13 protein-coding genes are annotated in these 17,718 nt (G+C 33.4%); 5 read left to right on the forward strand and 8 right to left on the reverse strand.

Going from position 1 to position 17,718, the window contains the following annotated elements; genetic code table 11:
* Window positions 1-113 precede the first annotated feature (113 nt).
* The 4 genes from ACFFGA_RS04180 to ACFFGA_RS04195 are packed head-to-tail and all read right to left on the reverse strand — an operon-like array spanning window position 114 to window position 6,814.
* Entirely contained in the window at window positions 114-3,650 is a 3,537-nt protein-coding gene (locus ACFFGA_RS04180; RefSeq protein WP_386060078.1) for an efflux RND transporter permease subunit, read from the reverse strand.
* Entirely contained in the window at window positions 3,640-4,833 is a 1,194-nt protein-coding gene (locus ACFFGA_RS04185; protein ID WP_386060081.1) for an efflux RND transporter periplasmic adaptor subunit, read from the reverse strand. Before ACFFGA_RS04185 ends, ACFFGA_RS04180 begins: the two co-directional genes overlap by 11 nt.
* 19 nt (window positions 4,834-4,852) lie before the next feature.
* The gene (locus ACFFGA_RS04190; RefSeq protein ID WP_386060083.1) at window positions 4,853-6,199 is read right to left on the reverse strand and encodes a TolC family protein; all 1,347 of its coding nucleotides are present in this window, start codon (window positions 6,197-6,199) and stop codon (window positions 4,853-4,855) included.
* A gap of 6 nt (window positions 6,200-6,205) precedes the next feature.
* Window positions 6,206-6,814, reverse strand: coding sequence for a TetR/AcrR family transcriptional regulator (locus tag ACFFGA_RS04195; RefSeq protein WP_386060086.1), 609 nt, complete (start codon window positions 6,812-6,814; stop codon window positions 6,206-6,208).
* A gap of 119 nt (window positions 6,815-6,933) precedes the next feature.
* Here ACFFGA_RS04195 and ACFFGA_RS04200 point away from each other — a divergent pair, with 119 nt between their 5' ends.
* From ACFFGA_RS04200 to ACFFGA_RS04210, 3 genes are read left to right on the forward strand one after another with little or no spacing between them, the layout of a single operon-like run.
* Window positions 6,934-7,908, forward strand: coding sequence for a polyprenyl synthetase family protein (locus ACFFGA_RS04200; RefSeq protein WP_386060088.1), 975 nt, complete (start codon window positions 6,934-6,936; stop codon window positions 7,906-7,908).
* The gene (locus tag ACFFGA_RS04205) at window positions 7,908-8,255 is read left to right on the forward strand and encodes a hypothetical protein (RefSeq protein WP_386060091.1); all 348 of its coding nucleotides are present in this window, start codon (window positions 7,908-7,910) and stop codon (window positions 8,253-8,255) included. The genes ACFFGA_RS04200 and ACFFGA_RS04205 overlap by 1 nt, the downstream gene beginning before the upstream one ends.
* Window positions 8,256-8,315: 60 nt before the next feature.
* A complete protein-coding gene (locus ACFFGA_RS04210; protein ID WP_386060094.1) occupies window positions 8,316-8,876 on the forward strand; it encodes a hypothetical protein in 561 nt (186 codons plus the stop codon).
* Window positions 8,877-8,882: 6 nt separating this feature from the next.
* On the opposite strand, the gene ACFFGA_RS04215 is transcribed toward ACFFGA_RS04210, so the two are convergent.
* Window positions 8,883-9,428, reverse strand: a complete 546-nt coding sequence (locus ACFFGA_RS04215) for an alpha-ketoglutarate decarboxylase (RefSeq protein WP_386060097.1) — start codon at window positions 9,426-9,428, stop codon at window positions 8,883-8,885.
* Window positions 9,429-9,541: 113 nt separating this feature from the next.
* On the opposite strand from ACFFGA_RS04215, the gene ACFFGA_RS04220 reads away from it, so the two are divergent.
* Both ACFFGA_RS04220 and odhB read left to right on the forward strand, forming a co-directional pair.
* Window positions 9,542-12,298 (forward strand): 2-oxoglutarate dehydrogenase E1 component, encoded by a 2,757-nt coding sequence (locus ACFFGA_RS04220; protein ID WP_386060100.1) that lies wholly within the window; start codon window positions 9,542-9,544, stop codon window positions 12,296-12,298.
* 43 nt (window positions 12,299-12,341) lie between these two features.
* A complete protein-coding gene (odhB, locus tag ACFFGA_RS04225; RefSeq protein ID WP_386060103.1) occupies window positions 12,342-13,556 on the forward strand; it encodes a 2-oxoglutarate dehydrogenase complex dihydrolipoyllysine-residue succinyltransferase in 1,215 nt (404 codons plus the stop codon).
* A gap of 491 nt (window positions 13,557-14,047) precedes the next feature.
* On the opposite strand, the gene ACFFGA_RS04230 is transcribed toward odhB, so the two are convergent.
* Genes ACFFGA_RS04230 through ACFFGA_RS04240 form a run of 3 tightly spaced genes read right to left on the reverse strand, consistent with a single transcriptional unit; the run spans window position 14,048 to window position 17,704 of the window.
* Complete coding sequence (locus ACFFGA_RS04230; RefSeq protein ID WP_386060106.1) at window positions 14,048-14,671, reverse strand: response regulator transcription factor; 624 nt, start codon at window positions 14,669-14,671, stop codon at window positions 14,048-14,050.
* 47 nt (window positions 14,672-14,718) lie between these two features.
* Window positions 14,719-15,174, reverse strand: a complete 456-nt coding sequence (locus ACFFGA_RS04235) for a retropepsin-like aspartic protease (protein WP_386060109.1) — start codon at window positions 15,172-15,174, stop codon at window positions 14,719-14,721.
* A complete protein-coding gene (locus tag ACFFGA_RS04240; protein ID WP_386060112.1) occupies window positions 15,158-17,704 on the reverse strand; it encodes a CHAT domain-containing protein in 2,547 nt (848 codons plus the stop codon). Before ACFFGA_RS04240 ends, ACFFGA_RS04235 begins: the two co-directional genes overlap by 17 nt.
* Window positions 17,705-17,718: the final 14 nt, after the last annotated feature.

The following is a 17,718-nucleotide window of genomic DNA, read 5'->3' on the forward strand; positions in this document are numbered from 1 at the left end:
CATATAAAAAGCCTCAACAATTGTTGAGGCTTTTCTCACTATTAATCAAACCTTCACTAATTCTCAATAAAAAGGTTTACTGTAAATTGATAGTATATCATCAATTATATTATTTAGAATTGTTCTTCAATTCTTTTATCCATATTAAAAACTTCTTGAGGTAATACCTCTTCTGGTGCTTTTGCCACTCTGTCTTTATGTATCCACATTTTTAGCCTGACACTTAGATAGAAAAGAATTGGTACTACTATTAAAGTTAAGAACGTAGCTATTAATAAACCATAGATTACGGTCCATGCTAATGGTCCCCAAAAAACAACGTTATCTCCACCCATATATATGTTGGCATCAAATTCTGAAGCTAACGTAAAGAAGTTAATGTTTAGTCCAATAGCTAAAGGGATTAATCCTAAAATAGTAGTAATAGCAGTTAGTATTACAGGTCTTAAACGTGCTTTACCTGCTTTTACTATGCTTTCAAAAAGGTCATCTCTGGATAGATATTCATCCTCATCTAAATCGAGTTCGTTTTTCTTTCGGTCAATTAAGAGTTGCGCATAATCCAAGAGTACCACACCATTGTTTACAACAATTCCGGCAAGTGAAATAATACCAACCATCGTCATCATAATTACAAAGGCACTACCAGATAATACTATACCACCAAACACACCAATGAAACTCAAAAATATAGCGAGCATTATTATTGTTGGTTTAGAAACCGAATTAAATTGAAATATTAGAATAAAGAAGATTAATCCAAGTCCTGTAAAGAATGCTCCCATAAGGAAAGCCATTTGCTTGTTTTGCTCTTCAATTTGTCCTGTATAATCTATTTTAATACCATCAGGTAAACCTTCATAGCTCTTCATTTCATTTTGAATCTGCGTTACAATCGCTCCTGCATCCGTATAACCTGGCGCTAGTGCAGAGTAAACGGTAACCACACGCTTAGTGTCTTTATGCTTTATAGCACTAAAACCAGAATTGTTTTTGTGTTTGGCAACAGCAGATAATGGAATTTCCTTAATCTGACCAGTGTTATCTCTAAAGGTTATATTTTGATTAAATAAGGCACTAGTGTTATATCTATTAGCTTCATTAAAACGCACATAGATATCAAAATCGTCACCATCTTCTTTGTAAATTCCTGCTTTAGATCCAAAAATTGAGTTACGTAATTGATCACCAATTTGTTTAGCAGATACACCTAATTCACCAGCTTTTTCTCTATCTATTTCTACTAGCATTGTAGGCTTATCTTTATTAACATCAATTTTAAGCTCGTCTATACCAGCCACATTTTTAGAGTTAATAAATTCGCGCATTTTTTCTGCAGTTGCGATGAGTTCATTATAATCATCGCCTTCAATTTCAATATTAATTGGTGCTCCAGCTGGTGGACCATCAACATTTTTTTCAACAGAAATAAGTACACCTGGATAAATACCTACTAAAGCTTCCTGCACTTTTTGGCGTAAAAGCTCGCTGTCTTCTCCACGACGGTATTTGTACTCTCGCATTGAAGCTGTAATCTTAGCTTTATGAGGCATTTCGGCAGAAGAGCCACCATCGGTTTGTGGATTTCCAGCGCCTTCACCAACTTGGGATACAGCACTTTCTACCAAGAAATTTCTACCGTTATCCATGTATTTGTCCTGGTTAATAACCTCGAATACACGTTTTTCTATTTGCTCAGTAATAGCATTGGTTTTCTCAATGGCTGTGCCTTGTGGATACTCTATATATACAATAATCTGATTTGGCTTGTTGTCTGGGAAAAATTCAACTTTTGTACGTTGCGTAGCAAGTGAAATTCCAAACGCAATAAACGCTGCAATTAACAATAGAAATGTTCCTATACTTAGTACGTATGGTTTTCTTTTAGATAATGCTTTACGTAATTGACGTTCGTACCAATTTTCAAGTTTAACTAAAGATTTGTTTTGGAAATTATTAGCCCATTTTCTGATAAATAAGCGATAAGCCCACATCATTAGAGCTGTAAAGATCATAATAGTACCTAAACCTCTATACGCGCCACCAAACAATAAGATGAGTAAACCAATTACTGCAACAATAGAAGTGGTTTTAATGATTTGCTTTAGTGGCATATCCTTATCTTCAGTAGTCATATAGCGCGATACTAAAACTGAATTGAAAAATATAGCAACAAACAATGAAGAACCAAGTACAATAGATAAAGTTATAGGTAGAATCTTCATGAACTCTCCCATAATTCCTGGCCAAAGTCCTAAAGGTACAAAGGCTGCAACCGTTGTTAAAGTTGAGATAATAATTGGGAAAGCAATTTCCCCAATTCCTTTCTTGGCTGCTTCGATACGGCTCATGCCTTCTTCGTCCATTAATCGATAGACATTTTCAACAACTACAATACCGTTGTCCACCAGCATTCCAAGTCCCATAATTAAACCAAAGAGCACCATGGTGTTTAAGCTATAACCAATTAAGCTCAATATCATGAGTGACATAAACATAGACATTGGTATAGCAAACCCAACAAATAGGGCATTTTTAAATCCTAGGAAGAACATTAAAACGGTAACTACCAATATAACACCAAAAATGATGTTATTTACTAAATCATCAACTTGTCCAATAGTTACAGAAGACTGGTCGTTAGTGATAGACACCTCTAAGTCTTGCGGAAACACATTGTCTATTGCATCTTGTACAATAACTTGAATTTGCTCTGCTGCAGCAACCATATTTTTCCCTGCACGTTTTTTTACATCGAGCATTACAACAGGTTCACCAGATTTTCTAGCGAAAGTAGTTTTGTCTTCTTCCTTAAATGAAACAGATGCTACATCTTTTAAATAAATTGCGTTTCCGTTTTCAGATTTTACGACAAAGTTTTCGAGTTCTGAAGGTGATTCGATTTCTCCAATAATTCTAATGGTACGACGCTGTCCACTAGCTTTTAAATTACCTGCTGATTGTGTTACATTCCCTTGACTTATAGCACCAAGAATATCACTGAACGTCACTTTTGCAGCCATCATTTTATAGATGTCAACAGCAACTTCAACCTCTTTTTCTTGAGCACCTCTAATGTCTGCTTTTTTGATTTCTTGTAAATCTTCAATTTCGTCTTGAAGGTACTCGGCAAAATCTTTTAGCTTTTCTACAGTATAATCTCCAGAAATATTGATGTTAAGGATTGGCATTTCTTCAGAAAGACTCAATTCAAAAACATCTGGTTCTACTTTAGCACCATTAAAAGTTGGCCAATCTTCACTGGCCGTTTCACTGTCAATTTCGTCTTTTACTTTTTGTTTTGCTTGTTCTACAGTAATGTTTTCATCAAACTCAACAATTATCATCGAGTAATCCTCTTGAGATGTTGATGTGATTTCAACCTTGTTACTAACAATATTAAGTTTGTCTTCCAAAGGGTCAGTAACTAACTTCTCAATATCTTCGGCAGTATTACCTGGAAATACTGTGCTAACATATATTTTTGTTTCATTGACTTCTGGGAAGTTCTCTCTAGGCATGCTAAAAAAAGCAGAAACACCTAGGTAGAAAAAGACAGAGATAAGCACATACATCGTGGTTTTGTTATTAATAGCCCATGACGAGAACCCAAATTCTTTTTCGGTATTTTTCTTTTTCTTATTTGCCATTGTTCTCTTCTTTATAGTTGATTACTTCAACAGATTGTCCGTCTTTAACGCTACGCGCTCCTTCTTTAACAATTTCAGCACCTTCTTCAAGATTTTTTAAGACTTCAATGACATCTCCTTGTGTTTTTCCCGTTTCAATAATTAAACGTTGTACGGTACCAATCCCTTCTGCATTTTTATCGGTTACGATATATACATATTGTTCTCCATCAGCATTTTCTGAAATAACACTTTGAGGAATTAAAATGGCATTTTCATTGGTGTAGTCGTTTATTTTTAAACGAGCAGTAAGATTAGGTTTTATGTCTTTATCCTTATTAGGCACTTCGATTTCTGCTTTAAAGGTTCGGTTAGCAGGATTTATATAATCACTAGCTTGACGAATTTTAGTGTCAATAGTCTTTCCTAAAACAGGAATATTAACTTCTACTTTTTTGCCTTTAACAACATTTGAGACGTAGCTTTCTGGTACTTCAACTTCGATATACATGTTGTCGAGATTTACTATACGCATTAATGGTGATTGTCCAGCAGCCACAACACTTCCTTGTTCTGTTATAACATCGTCTATAGTGCCAGAAAATGGTGCTCTAACAGCAGTTTTAGCTATTTGTTGTTTGAGCTGACTTACAGCTTCTTGCTGAGCTTCGTAATTAGATTTAGCTTGTAAAAAGGAAATTTCACTACCAATGTTTTGGTCCCACAGACGTTTTTGTCTCTCGTATGTAGTTTTGGCTAAATCTGCTTGTATTTGTAATTGAGCAACTTGTTGGCTTAATCCACCATCATCAATTTTAGCAAGCAATTGTCCTTTGCTTACTTTTTGACCTTCTTTAACATACACATTTGTTAGAATACCATTATACTCTGGTGTTATAGTTAATAGGTTTTTAGTGGTTACATTTCCCTGTAGCTCTAAAACGTGTTCGAATTTTTCAGTTTTAGCTGTAAAGGTTGTAATAAGAGGTACGTGTTTTACCGTATCTATAGCTTTTATTTTTTCATCGAGGAGTTTTATTTTTTCGTTAATGGCTTGTTGTTCATTAACTAATTCTCCACGTTTTTTTCTAATGGTTTCTATGTTGTTGCTTTCTAAAACATTCTCTACGGAATTCTTTTTTTGTTCTCCTCCACAAGAGACTAAAAGCATTGAGACTAATACTATGGTATATAATTTTTTCATGATTTGATTTTATGATCGATTAGTTTAATGTTGTGTTATTTAATACAGTTTCTAAAGCCGTTTTGCTATTTATGACATCTAGCATGGCTTGTAGTAATTCTTGTTGTGCTGTATAAAGTTGGGTTTGTGCTTGTCTAAGCTCAAAACTAGAGCCAATACCTTCAAAAAATTTAGTTTGGTTTTTACGTTCAATACGTTCTGCTAGAGCTAAATTCTCCTTTTTGTTTTGATAATCTTCTATTGCAAATTGGTAATCGCTTTTAGCAGATTCTATTTGAAGTTTTATGCGTTGTTCAGTTTCTGTTAGCTCTGTTTTGGCTTTTTCGTAATTAATTTGTGCGCGTTGGGTTGATGCACTTCGCATACCCGAACTAAAAATTGGAATATCCAGACTAACACCAACTAATGATGAGCCAAACCAATCTTGATTACTATTAGCAAACGTAAACTTGTTACTAAATGCAGAATAGCCTCCGTTAATAAAAGCATTAAGAGTCGGTAATGCTTTGCTTTTTTCAAGCTTTAAAAGCAAAGATTTTGATTCTGTGTCATTTTCTGCAATAAGATAATCAATGGTACTTTCTGGATTTGCCTCTACCTCTAGCATACTCAAAGAGATGTTTTGGTCTGTTAAACTTTCTAAACTATCCGTTAAGACAAGATTGTTATAAACATCTAAGCCCAATGTTATATTAAGCATTTGGTAGGCAAGGGTTTTTAATCTCTCTACATTGTTTAAATTACTTTTTACACCAGATAGTGTAATTTGTAATTGTTCAACACTTTCTTCTTCTCCAAGTCCGTTTTCATATATCTTCTGTGTTTCGAAAAGGTTTTTATCTAGCACCTCAATGTTTCGTTCAAAAATCTTGATGCTTTCCTCTGCGAGAAGCACATTGCCATAAGCTTCTATAACTGCTTTTCTAACTTCAAGATCTGTTTTTACTTTTGCATTTTTAGAAATTTCCAAGAACACTTTTGCGGACTGTAAACCTACAATGTAAGAACCATCAAATATTTTTTGGTTAAGTGTAGCAAAAGCTGTCATATTTTGCTTTGTGCCAAAAGTAACTTCGGCAAATTCACCTGGTTGCCCACCAAAAAACTCTGCTGGTATTACCTGAACTTGCTGTTTTAAAAAGTTCTGATAATCTACTTTAGCACTCAATTGAGGCAAACCAGTAGCCGTTGTTTCCCATTTTTGCTGTTTTGCAGCATCAATATCGCGAGCTGCGTTTATGGCAGAGCGATTGTTCTGTAAAGCATAATCAATAGCTTCCTGAAGTGACAAACTCGTTGGTTTTTCTTGTGAAAACCCAATAGAAGTTATGATTAGACTTGTAATAAGTATGAGTGTTTTTCTCATTAGTATTTATTGATTTTGATTGATTTTTAATAATTTATTTAATATTTCAAGGCCTTTTGGTGTGCAGATACCTCTTAAGTGATATTCTAAATAATATTCCATTAAGGTGTTCATTGAGAAGGTTTTAAGAGGGAATAATTCTGGGTCTTTTAGAGTTATCATACAACTAAAGTAGATTCTAGATATAAAATCAACATTTATATTGTCTCTATATAATCCTTGTTCCAATCCTCTTTTTAGATTTTCGGTAACACAGCCTTGCATAACTTCAAACTGTTTGGATTTTAGCGTAGCAAAAATTTTCGGATAGTATTTCTGCAATTGATATTGTGGTGAAGACTTTTCGTCTTTAAGGTGCTCCATCACAAATTGCTTTATATCAAAAATTTCTTCAATTGGGTTTTTTTGAAGTTCACATATGCTGTCAATACCACAAGAAATAGTTTCAAACAAATGCATAGTTGTGGCTTCTACCAATTTTGTTTTGTTTGGGAAATGCACATAAATGGTTTTTTTAGAAATGCCCATTTCATTTGCTATATCATCCATTGTTACACTCTTAAAGCCAAGTGTAAGAAATAGTTCAGACGACTTATGTATAATTTTTTCTCTCATAATTGGGTGCAAATCTACGACAGGAAACTTTAAAAACAAAAAAAGTTTCCAAAGTTTTAATGTTTTTTTAACATAGCAAACATTAGTTTAAAATATGTTGAAAGCATTATTTTTGTTTTATGCAACACATAGAACAGTATCAGAAATCTTTTTTAACCTATTTAGAGGATTTCACTACAGATAAAGAACCAAATAATTTATATCAGCCTATTAACTACATTTTAAAGTTAGGTGGCAAAAGGCTTAGACCGGTTTTGACTTTAATGACCTCTGAGGTTTTTGGAGGTAATGCCAAAGAAGCTATGGATGCGGCACTTTCCGTTGAAGTGTTTCATAATTTTTCATTGGTGCATGATGATATAATGGATGATGCTCCCTTGCGAAGAGGTAAAGCAACCGTTCACGAAAAATGGGATTTAAATACTGGAATTCTCTCTGGAGATGCTATGTTAATATTGGCTTATCAGTTGTTTGAAAATTATGAACCAAGCACATTCCAAGCCCTTGCAAAATTGTTTAGTAAAACGGCTTTAGAAGTTTGTGAAGGCCAACAATACGATATTGATTTTGAAACTCGAGATGATGTTACCATACCCGAATATCTTAAGATGATTGAGTATAAAACAGCAGTTTTAGTTGGTGCTGCAATGAAAATGGGTGCGATTGTGGCTAAAGCTTCAAATGAAAATCAGGATGCCATATATGATTTTGGACGCTATTTAGGAATTGCTTTTCAGTTGCAGGATGATTATTTAGATGCTTTTGGAAATCCTGAAACATTTGGTAAGCAGGTTGGAGGTGATATTTTAGAGCATAAGAAAACGTATCTCTACCTTAAAACTTTAGAGCTTGGTTCTGAAATGGAAAAAGGGAATTTAATAGACTTTATGAATAGTGAAACGCTTTCTGGCGAAGCCAAAGTTAAGCAGGTTAAGACTGTTTTTGAAACTTCTGGCGCAGCCAAAGCAACGCAAATTGCTGTAAAGGACTATACCAATAAAGCTTTTGAAGTTTTAAATGCTCTAAACATTTCAGAAGATAAAAAACAACTGCTTAGGTTATTTGGAGAGCAACTAATGAATAGAAATGTTTAATGACTTTACCATCTAATTTTGATGATTTAATAATTGAGGCTAATAGGCTACGACTTTATAAAAAGTTAGTTGTACAATTAAATAAGGATTTGTTATTGGCCAATGTAGATTTGGAATTTGATAAAGAAACGCTACCCACAAGTCTAAAATTGGTGTTACAAGAAACCGTTTTCTACCTTATACAAAACAAATTTTCCGATTACCTTAACTTACTATATCAAGTAGATGTTTCAGAAAATAAGATTCGTTCCCTAGATGGTGATGATTTAGTAAAACTTTCTGAAGATGTTACTTTTTTAATCTTGCAACGCGAGTGGCAAAAGGTTTGGTATCGGGCTACTAATTAATTTTTTAAAAAGTACGCGCAACCTTTTATTGAAAATTACATCTATATAGAAAATGTGTTAATGATTAAGAAAACAATTCACTCTATACTTTTTTTCTGCATACTAGATTTGGTACTTTTTTCTTGTTGTGAAAGCGTGTATGATGTGAAGATATCTTCTGTTTATTTTGCTGTAAATGACAAAAATGACTTTGATTTAGAGAGCATAAATCATAATGACCTAGAACTTTTTCTTCATTTTGATTATGAAGATGATTTTGCATATTCATCAAGTAAAATTAAACCTTTAAATACAGCTTATGCTACTACTTGTAATGATAAAGTCAATGTGGCAAACCGCGTAACTGCGATTACTATAACTGCTAACAATGAGTTTAATGGAATTGCAGCAGCAGAAAGCCTGAACATTTTTTTTAAACTTAAACAGAATAATGATTTATTAGATGTCGAACATATATTAGCCTATATTAATAATGATAAATTTGATGCTGATGATAGCTACGAACTTGTGCTTTCAGAAGAAATCGAAGAAGAAGTGTTTGTTGAGTTCAAAATTTCAATTTTACTAGAAGATAGCCAAGTCATTGAACGTAATTTCCTAGAAGTACTAATTACAATTTGATAACCATCAAAACCAAAATCTAACAAAAGGCATCCAAGCTTGGTTTTGTATGCTTTTATCTTTGTCATATAAAACGTCATACCGTATGCCAAAAGTCATACTGCCATTTGTGTAGCCAAGTCCTAAGAATAAAGCAGGATACCAGTATTTGTCATCAGCATTGCTTACAAATTCTTCATCAAAGTTTCTGCTGACGTGTAGTTGCTCAAACTCAGTAGATATTTGCAACTCTCTATAAGGGTTAAATAATCCAATAACACTACCTCCCATAACTGTGGATTTAAAAACATCTTTTTGAGAGCTATATAGAAAATTAAGACCTACACCAGTAGCGACGTAAGCATTGTGTCTATATAAAGCAGCAGGTGCTAATGCTCCACTAAAAAAACCGTCACCAAAATTCAATCCAATACCACCTCCAAACTGAACATTTTTCCAAAAGTCATTAGATGCAGTTGTGTCGTTTTGTGAAAATGAAAAGGAGATAAAAAAGCATATTAAAATCGCAGAAATATTATTTTTTATAATCTTATTCAATGTATAATTTACCATATTAATAATTGTTGTTTCAAATTGTTATAAATATAATAAAACCGCATCTATATTTGGCAAAAGTTGTATTTTTGAAGAAATTTTGTTGAAACGATAACGTCTCATAAAAAATAATGGATAAATATTCCTTTCTCAACGCAGCACATACAGCATATTTTGCTGATTTATACGAACAATACCAAAAAAATCCTGATTCTGTAGAACCAAGTTGGCGTGCCTTTTTTCAAGGTTACGATTTTGGATCGGAGAATTATGGCATGGATGGAGAACTTGTTGAAGGTGTTTCTACTCAAATCCCTGAACAACTTCAAAAAGAGTTTCAGGTTGTAAAACTTATTGATGGCTATAGAAGCAGAGGTCACTTGTTTACCAAAACAAACCCTGTTAGAGCAAGGCGTAAGTATGCTCCAACCTTAGAAATTGAAAATTTCGGATTAAGTAAGAGCGATTTGCAAACCGTATTTTCTGCAGGTGAGATTATTGGGTTACAAACAGCGACACTACAAAATATAATTGACCATTTAGAGAGCATTTATTGCGATTCTATAGGTGTTGAATATATGTACATTAGAAATCCTAGTGAGATTGAATGGATTCAAAATAAATTGAACGTAAATGATAATCATAGTGTTTTCACTAATGATGAAAAAAAATACATCCTAAAAAAATTAAATCAAGCCGTAGCGTTTGAATCGTTTTTACATACAAAATATGTAGGTCAGAAACGATTTTCTTTAGAAGGAAATGAATCGTTGATACCTGCTGTAGATGCGATTATAGAAAAAGCTGCGGATGAAGGTGTGAAAGAGTTTGTAATGGGAATGGCACATCGTGGCCGTTTAAGCACACTGACAAACATTTTTGGAAAATCTGCAAAAGATATTTTTAGCGAATTTGATGGAAAGGATTATGAAGAGGAAATTTTTGATGGTGATGTTAAATATCACTTAGGCTGGACGAGTAATCGTGAGACCTACAATGGAAAAAAAATAAACCTAAATATTGCACCTAACCCTTCGCATTTAGAAACTGTAGGTGCAGTAGTGCAAGGTATTGCAAGAGCTAAGCAAGATAAAGATGAGATTTCAGATGCCTCTCAAGTGCTTCCAATTGTGGTGCATGGTGATGCAGCTATTGCAGGACAAGGTTTGGTTTATGAAGTTGTGCAAATGGCACAATTAGATGGTTATAAAACTAATGGAACAATTCATATTGTTGTAAATAACCAAATAGGATTTACAACAAACTATTTAGATGGTCGCTCTAGTACATATTGTACAGATGTAGGTAAAGTAACATTATCTCCAGTGCTTCATGTTAATGCAGATGATGCCGAAGCAGTTGTACATGCAGCGCTTTTTGCATTGCATTTTAGAATGAAATTCAAGCGCGATGTATTCATAGATTTATTAGGCTACAGAAAATACGGTCATAATGAAGGAGATGAGCCTAAGTTTACACAACCTATGTTGTACAAAGCTATTGCCAAACATAAAAATCCGAGAGATATTTATGCACAAAAGCTAATTGCAGAAGGTGTTGTTGATGAAGGTTATGTTAACTACATAGAGTCTAAATACAAAGATAAGCTAGAGGAAAATCTTGTAGATTCTCGTAAGATCGATAAGACTGAGATTACGGCCTTTATGCAAGAAGAGTGGAAAGGTCTAGATAGAGTTACCGAAGTTGTGATGATGGATAAAGTTGATACTACAGTGTCCAAAAAACTTTTAAAAGACATCACCAAAGTGATTTCTAATCTTCCGGCAGATAAAAAGTTTATTCGTAAAATTCAAAGGTTAATTGAATCGCGCCAAGCTATGTTTGATGAAAATCGATTAGATTGGGCTATGGCAGAACATTTGGCTTACGGAACACTTTTAGCTGAAGGCTTTAATGTTAGAATTTCTGGGCAAGATGTTGAACGAGGAACTTTTTCACATAGACACGCAGTTGTTAAAGTAGAAGATAGCGAGGAAGAAATCGTTTTACTAAAAAACATATCAGAAAACCAAGGTCAATTCAATATATATAACTCGTTACTATCAGAGTATGGTGTTGTAGGTTTTGATTATGGTTATGCTATGGCTAGTCCAAACACATTAACCATTTGGGAAGCGCAATTTGGTGACTTTAGTAATGGAGCCCAAATAATGATAGATCAATATATATCTTCTGGTGAAGATAAATGGAAAACATCTAATGGATTGGTAATGTTATTGCCTCACGGTTATGAAGGACAAGGTGCAGAACATTCATCTGGTCGTATGGAGAGGTATCTACAAGTTTGCGCTAAGGATAATATGTTTGTTGCAGATTGTACAACACCAGCCAATATGTTTCACCTTCTGCGTAGACAAATGAAGGCCAATTATAGAAAGCCATTAATTGTATTTACGCCAAAGAGTTTATTACGTCATCCAAAAGTAGTTTCTACGGTAGAAGAGTTTGCAAATGGAAGTTTTCAAATGCTAATTGATGATGAAAATGCTAAAGCAGATAAGATAAAAACTTTAGTTTTTGTTACTGGTAAATTCTACTACGACTTATTAGAAGAGCAAGAAAAACTGGGTAGAGAAGATGTTGCTTTAGTAAGAATAGAACAGTTATTTCCGCTACCAACAGAAGCGATGAGAGCTATTATTAAAAAGTATAAGAATGCGGATGATATTGTTTGGGCACAAGAAGAACCAAGAAACATGGGTGCCTATAGCCATATATTGATGCATTTGGAAGAAGCTAAACAGTTTAGATCTGCAAGTAGAAGACCTTATGGTGCACCAGCAGCTGGTAGTTCTGTGCGTTCAAAAATTAGACATCAACAAGTTATAGATTATGTTTTTGATAAGACCAAAAACAATCAGAGATAGAAATTAAAAACAACTCAAATTAGAGCTTAATAAAATAAAGAGCATGATTTTAGAAATGAAAGTGCCTTCGCCAGGCGAATCAATTACTGAGGTAGAAATTGCAGAATGGTTAGTGCAAGATGGAGATTATGTAGAAAAAGACCAAGCCATTGCAGAAGTAGATAGTGACAAGGCAACACTGGAGCTTCCTGCTGAAGCAAGTGGAACAATTACACTAAAAGCAGAAGAAGGTGACGCGGTAGAAGTTGGTGCTGTGGTGTGTTTAATTGACACTAGTGCAGCAAAACCAGAAGGTGGTGAAGCGCCAGCTAAAGAAGAGAAAAAGGAAGAAGCTCCTAAAAAAGAGGAACCAAAACCTGCAACTACAGAATCTAAAACGTATGCTACTGGAACTCCAAGCCCAGCAGCAAAGAAGATTCTAGATGAGAAAGGAATTAGCGCAAGTTCAGTTTCTGGAACAGGAAGAGACGGACGTATTACTAAAGACGATGCGGTAAATGCTGTACCTTCTATGGGAACTCCAACAGGAGGTAATAGAGGAACTTCTCGTAGCAAGATGTCAATGTTACGTCGTAAAGTAGCAGAGCGTTTAGTTGAAGCAAAAAACACAACAGCCATGTTAACCACATTTAATGAGGTTGATATGTCACCTATTTTCGAATTACGTAAGCAATACAAAGAAGACTTTAAGGCTAAGCACGGAGTTGGTCTTGGATTTATGAGTTTCTTTACGTTAGCAGTAGTAAGAGCATTAAAAATGTATCCTGCAGTTAACTCTATGATAGATGGTAAAGAGATGGTGTCTTACGATTTTTGCGATATTAGTATTGCCGTTTCTGGACCAAAAGGGTTAATGGTGCCTGTTATAAGAAATGCTGAAAACTTATCTTTTAGAGGTGTTGAATCTGAAGTTAAACGTCTTGCTATAAGAGCAAGGGATGGTCAAATTACTGTTGATGAAATGACAGGAGGAACCTTTACAATTTCTAATGGAGGTGTGTTTGGTAGTATGTTATCTACACCAATTATTAATCCACCTCAAAGTGGCATCTTAGGGATGCATAATATTGTAGAACGTCCTGTTGCTATAGATGGAAAGGTAGAAATTAGACCAATAATGTTTGTAGCCTTATCTTATGACCATAGAATTATTGATGGTAAAGAATCAGTTGGTTTCTTGGTAGCAGTAAAGGAAGCTTTAGAGAACCCTACAGAGTTATTAATGGATAACAACCCAAAGAAAGCTTTGGAAATGTAAGGTTGTTTTATAAAAATAAAAAAGCGCAATTATTAAATAATTGCGCTTTTTTTCTCCTATTTTATTAGGAACAACTAACTAAAATTAACTAAAAAAATTAACAGCGATATTAGCGGATATCACAATTATTGAACATAAGATTAATAGTGTCATAAAAACTCTATCTCTTTTTGAAGTGTTATCTTTCATTGTGTGCATAATATAAATTTTTTTAAAAAAGGCTCTGAATCATAAGCTATTCAGAGCCTTAATGAATTTAACCTGAGGCGTTGATTAATAGCTGATGTAAAATTGCAAATAATTATAAAGCCATACTATACGTAGAACTACGTATTTTTTGATTTTTTTTCATAAAAAAGAGCCTTGACTTACATCAAGGCTCAAGATAATCCCCTAAGAACTAATTAATAGCTCGTTATTAACCCTTAATTAATAACAATGTAAAGGTCATAAATAAAGTAATGCAATACTATACGTAGAACTACGTATTTTTAGAGATATTTTAAATTTTCTTTAGCGAATAAATACAAACTTGCTGATTTTGAGTCTAGTGCAAGTTTTCGTCTAATGTTATTTTTGTGTTTTTCTACAGTTCTTACCGAAATAAACAGCTCAGTTGCTATTTCAGTTGCTGTTTTGTTAGCACCAATGAGCTTAAAAATCTTAATTTCTCTTTCGGTTAAAGTACTTAATCCATCGGGTGCTTTATCAACTTCAATATATGCTAAAAGCTCTGGACTAAAGTAAGGAACCTCCTTAATAACCGATGCAATGCAGTTTTCTATTTCTTCTAATGCAAATTCCTTCAAAACATAACCATAAATACCTAATGCTTTGGCTTCGTTATAAATTTTCTCGTCTTTTTCGAAAGTAATAAGGATGATTTTTGTTTGTAGATTAGCTTCTTTACATTTTTCTGCAATTTGCAAACCTGTGTAAAACGGCATTTTAATATCCAAAACGGCAATGTCTGGCACATGGGCTTTTATTAAAGCAAGTGCTTCTTTACCATTCTTTGCACTCGCTAATACATTAAATTTTTTTTCAAATAAAAATTCTTCCAGACCTTTAAGAACCAGAGGATGGTCGTCTGCAATGATGATGGTAGGGTTCATTTTGCTAATAATTCAACTGAATCTTAAATATACTAAGAATCTTTAGCCTATGAAATTTCTTTCAGCTTTAAATAGAGATATTTTTTTTGATAGTCTATTATGGCTTTCCCTTTTTTTAAAATATCTGCACCAATAATACCATCTACAGGATCTGCATTATGATTAACCAGTCCAGTGTTAACATGAGATAGATTAAATAAAATTAAAGCAACGCGTTTCTTCTTCCAAGATCCAATTTTTAAATCATTAGAACTCGAAATCTGCGTCATCATATTAGAGGCACCAGCGCCAACTGCCTTTATTTCAGAATCTTTTACCTTGAGATTAAAGCGTTCAATGGCTTCAAAACCAACACAACTACTAGAGGCTCCTGTGTCTAAAATAAAGCGTCCTTTAATTCCATTTATTGAAGCCTTAATCTCAAAATGATTTGTTTTTGTGAGCTTTAACTTGACTTTGGAATAGCCTTTTAAAAGTAAAAAATCTTTAAGGGTAATCTCCATGTTTTCTTTTATTGATAAACCACAAAATTAAGCCAATACCTATAATAACTATTACATAGATAATATATTTTGTGTAATTCATTTCTTTCTCTACCGTTAAGTCTCCGTAATAAACGAAAGCACTCCAGTAGTAAGGTGATTTTTTAATATTTGAAATATTAGAATCGTTGAGGTAGTCTAGTTTGGATTTATGGTTGGCCCTAAAAGCTGATTCTGTTTGGCTTAAATGCCTGTAAAAGGAAGACATTAGTTGTGTGGTTGACAAATCGTTGATTTTCCATAATGAGAATATAATGTTATCAACGCCTGCGTATTTAAATCCTCTAGCTAGGTTCATACTACCTTCACCTTTTTGTAACATACCAACACCAGTTTCGCAAGCACTTAATACAACGAGGTCATTGTTTAAATTTAGGCTATACAATTCGTTGAGGTAGAGTTTAGCATCTATAAAATCTATATGGGCAGGAATTGTAAAACTACCACCATTGGCATGTGTAGATAAATGTAATATACTATAATTACGAGCTTGTTCTAATACTTCTTGTTTTTTTGCGGCATTATACATTAAAAATTTGGCGTTAACTTCGTCATCTATAGACTCTGCTTCCGTGACGGAATGTGTTAACTTTTGATTGCTATCTTCGAAAACAGGAAAAACACCTAGCGCAGAATTATGAAATATGTATGGTTTGTTATGTAAATAAAACAAAGCACTTGTATTATAAGCTAATCTATGATTTTTAACCATAAAAGGCATTGCTGTATAAGATGTGGATGAGGTGGCTTCTGTTAATAATGCATCAAAAGGGATAAAATTTAAAATCCCATCTGGTACAATAATAACATTGGTAAAAGAGCTCACGTTTTTAACTTGTAAAAGCTGATATAGGTTAAAGGCATCTAATGAGAATTTAGAGCTATTATTATTTATAGCAGATGCATCATTAAAATAATCTATAAAACCTGTAATGGCTTTTTTACGAGATGCGTTTAGATTAATTATTTTAAAATCAAAATGGTTTGGTGATATTATAAATTGATAAATATCATTTTTGCCATGGAAATATTCTACCAAGCAAGCTTTGTCATTACTTAATTTTGTTTTTAATTGCTTTAAACTTGGTCTGTTTTCTACTTCGTATTTTTTGTTGATACGTTTTTGTAAATCTTTTAAATCATTACCTATAACGATAAGCTGTAGCCTCAAACTATCTTGAATATTTAATCCCTTTTTATTAATAGGTCGGTTTAGTAATCTGTTGGTGAGTACCTGTTGTTGCTGTAATAATTCAGATTCCTTTATAAGTAAACTATCTGTTGGGTTTTTTTTTAAAAGGATTCTTTTATTGTTATACCATTTTAAGGCTAAGGCTTTATGGCGTTCGGCATATTCAAAAGCACGTTCAAAATAGCTCGTTTCATTTTTAACATTATAAAGTTGATATAAAATGCTGATACATTTTTCACTTCGATTTCTGTTAACAGAGGCATTGAGGATAAGACTTTCTTGGCTTGTATTATCTTCAGTCAATAACTCCGCAACATAAAAACTTAACGAATAACATTTTAAGGATTCTTCTGCATCAGTTTGTAGTTCTGCTAACAAATCAAAAACATCAATAAATGTGTTTTCAGGATATAAATCTGATTTTTCCGGCAATTTATTGCCATTATAATTTGGCAGTAAAATAGCCAAGGTATTATTAAGCCTAGATAGAGCACGGTCGTTCTTGCCTAATAAATAATACAATTGGGCTTCTTGAAAATTAAACCTTGCTTTGTTTCTCGCAGAGGTGAGTTGCGTTAATTTTAGAGTTTTTAACCTATTGAAATTGCTAAGGGCTTTTTCATAATCACCATTTTTTAATGCGGTTTCATAGTTGAGTTGAAAATCTTCTGTTTCACTCATATCAGGATTTCCAACTATAATATCGTTTTCTAACAGAAGTTTTTTTTGGTTACTACTTAATAAGAGCTCACTTTTTCGCTTTATATAATTGAGACTGCTTTTTTGTTGTTTTGAAAGTCCTTTTAATTGTAACCCTTTTTCAACAATATTTATAACACTGGTGTGTTTGTTTAAGGACTGATATAGCTTGGAGAGATTAATAGTTCCTGTGATTTGCTGCTGCTCGTTACCTTGTTTTTTTGCTAATTCAATGTAGTATGTAATTATCCGCTCTGCTTTTAAATAGGCATTGGTTTTATGATAAAGAATTCCCAATGGAATAAGACCGTATTCTACAATATCGTAGGTTTTAATTTCATGTTGTTCATATAACTGATGTGCTTTTTCGTATGTGGTAATTGCCTCTTTAATCTTGTTGTTTTCTGATAAGTAGTAGGCTTTATTAACCAGTAAATTAATAAAGGCATAGTACTCGTTCTTCGTTGTTATTTGGGTTTCAAATACCACAATTTTATCATTCAATGCGCTTAATGTTGAATTATTGGGATTAGCATTAAATGTTTCTGTAGCTACATAAATGTTTTCTTCAATATTTTGAGCGAGGCCAATGCCACTCATCAATAAAAAAAATA

Origin of the sequence: Winogradskyella pulchriflava, assembly GCF_042434315.1 — a bacterium.
GTDB classification, from domain to species: Bacteria; Bacteroidota; Bacteroidia; order Flavobacteriales; family Flavobacteriaceae; genus Winogradskyella; species Winogradskyella pulchriflava.

Bases quoted from the DNA above. Each gene is read 5' to 3' on its own strand.
- ACFFGA_RS04210 (WP_386060094.1), top strand. From the start codon at position 8,316: ATGATTAAGAAAACAATTCACTCTATACTTTTTTTCTGCATACTAGAT.
- ACFFGA_RS04235 (WP_386060109.1), bottom strand. From the start codon at position 15,174: ATGGAGATTACCCTTAAAGATTTTTTACTTTTAAAAGGCTATTCCAAA.
- ACFFGA_RS04215 (WP_386060097.1), bottom strand. From the start codon at position 9,428: ATGGTAAATTATACATTGAATAAGATTATAAAAAATAATATTTCTGCG.
- ACFFGA_RS04240 (WP_386060112.1), bottom strand. From the start codon at position 17,704: ATGAGTGGCATTGGCCTCGCTCAAAATATTGAAGAAAACATTTATGTA.
- ACFFGA_RS04230 (WP_386060106.1), bottom strand. From the start codon at position 14,671: ATGAACCCTACCATCATCATTGCAGACGACCATCCTCTGGTTCTTAAA.
- odhB (WP_386060103.1), top strand. From the start codon at position 12,342: ATGATTTTAGAAATGAAAGTGCCTTCGCCAGGCGAATCAATTACTGAG.
- ACFFGA_RS04220 (WP_386060100.1), top strand. From the start codon at position 9,542: ATGGATAAATATTCCTTTCTCAACGCAGCACATACAGCATATTTTGCT.
- ACFFGA_RS04205 (WP_386060091.1), top strand. From the start codon at position 7,908: ATGACTTTACCATCTAATTTTGATGATTTAATAATTGAGGCTAATAGG.
- ACFFGA_RS04195 (WP_386060086.1), bottom strand. From the start codon at position 6,814: ATGAGAGAAAAAATTATACATAAGTCGTCTGAACTATTTCTTACACTT.
- ACFFGA_RS04200 (WP_386060088.1), top strand. From the start codon at position 6,934: ATGCAACACATAGAACAGTATCAGAAATCTTTTTTAACCTATTTAGAG.
- ACFFGA_RS04180 (WP_386060078.1), bottom strand. From the start codon at position 3,650: ATGGCAAATAAGAAAAAGAAAAATACCGAAAAAGAATTTGGGTTCTCG.
- ACFFGA_RS04185 (WP_386060081.1), bottom strand. From the start codon at position 4,833: ATGAAAAAATTATATACCATAGTATTAGTCTCAATGCTTTTAGTCTCT.
- ACFFGA_RS04190 (WP_386060083.1), bottom strand. From the start codon at position 6,199: ATGAGAAAAACACTCATACTTATTACAAGTCTAATCATAACTTCTATT.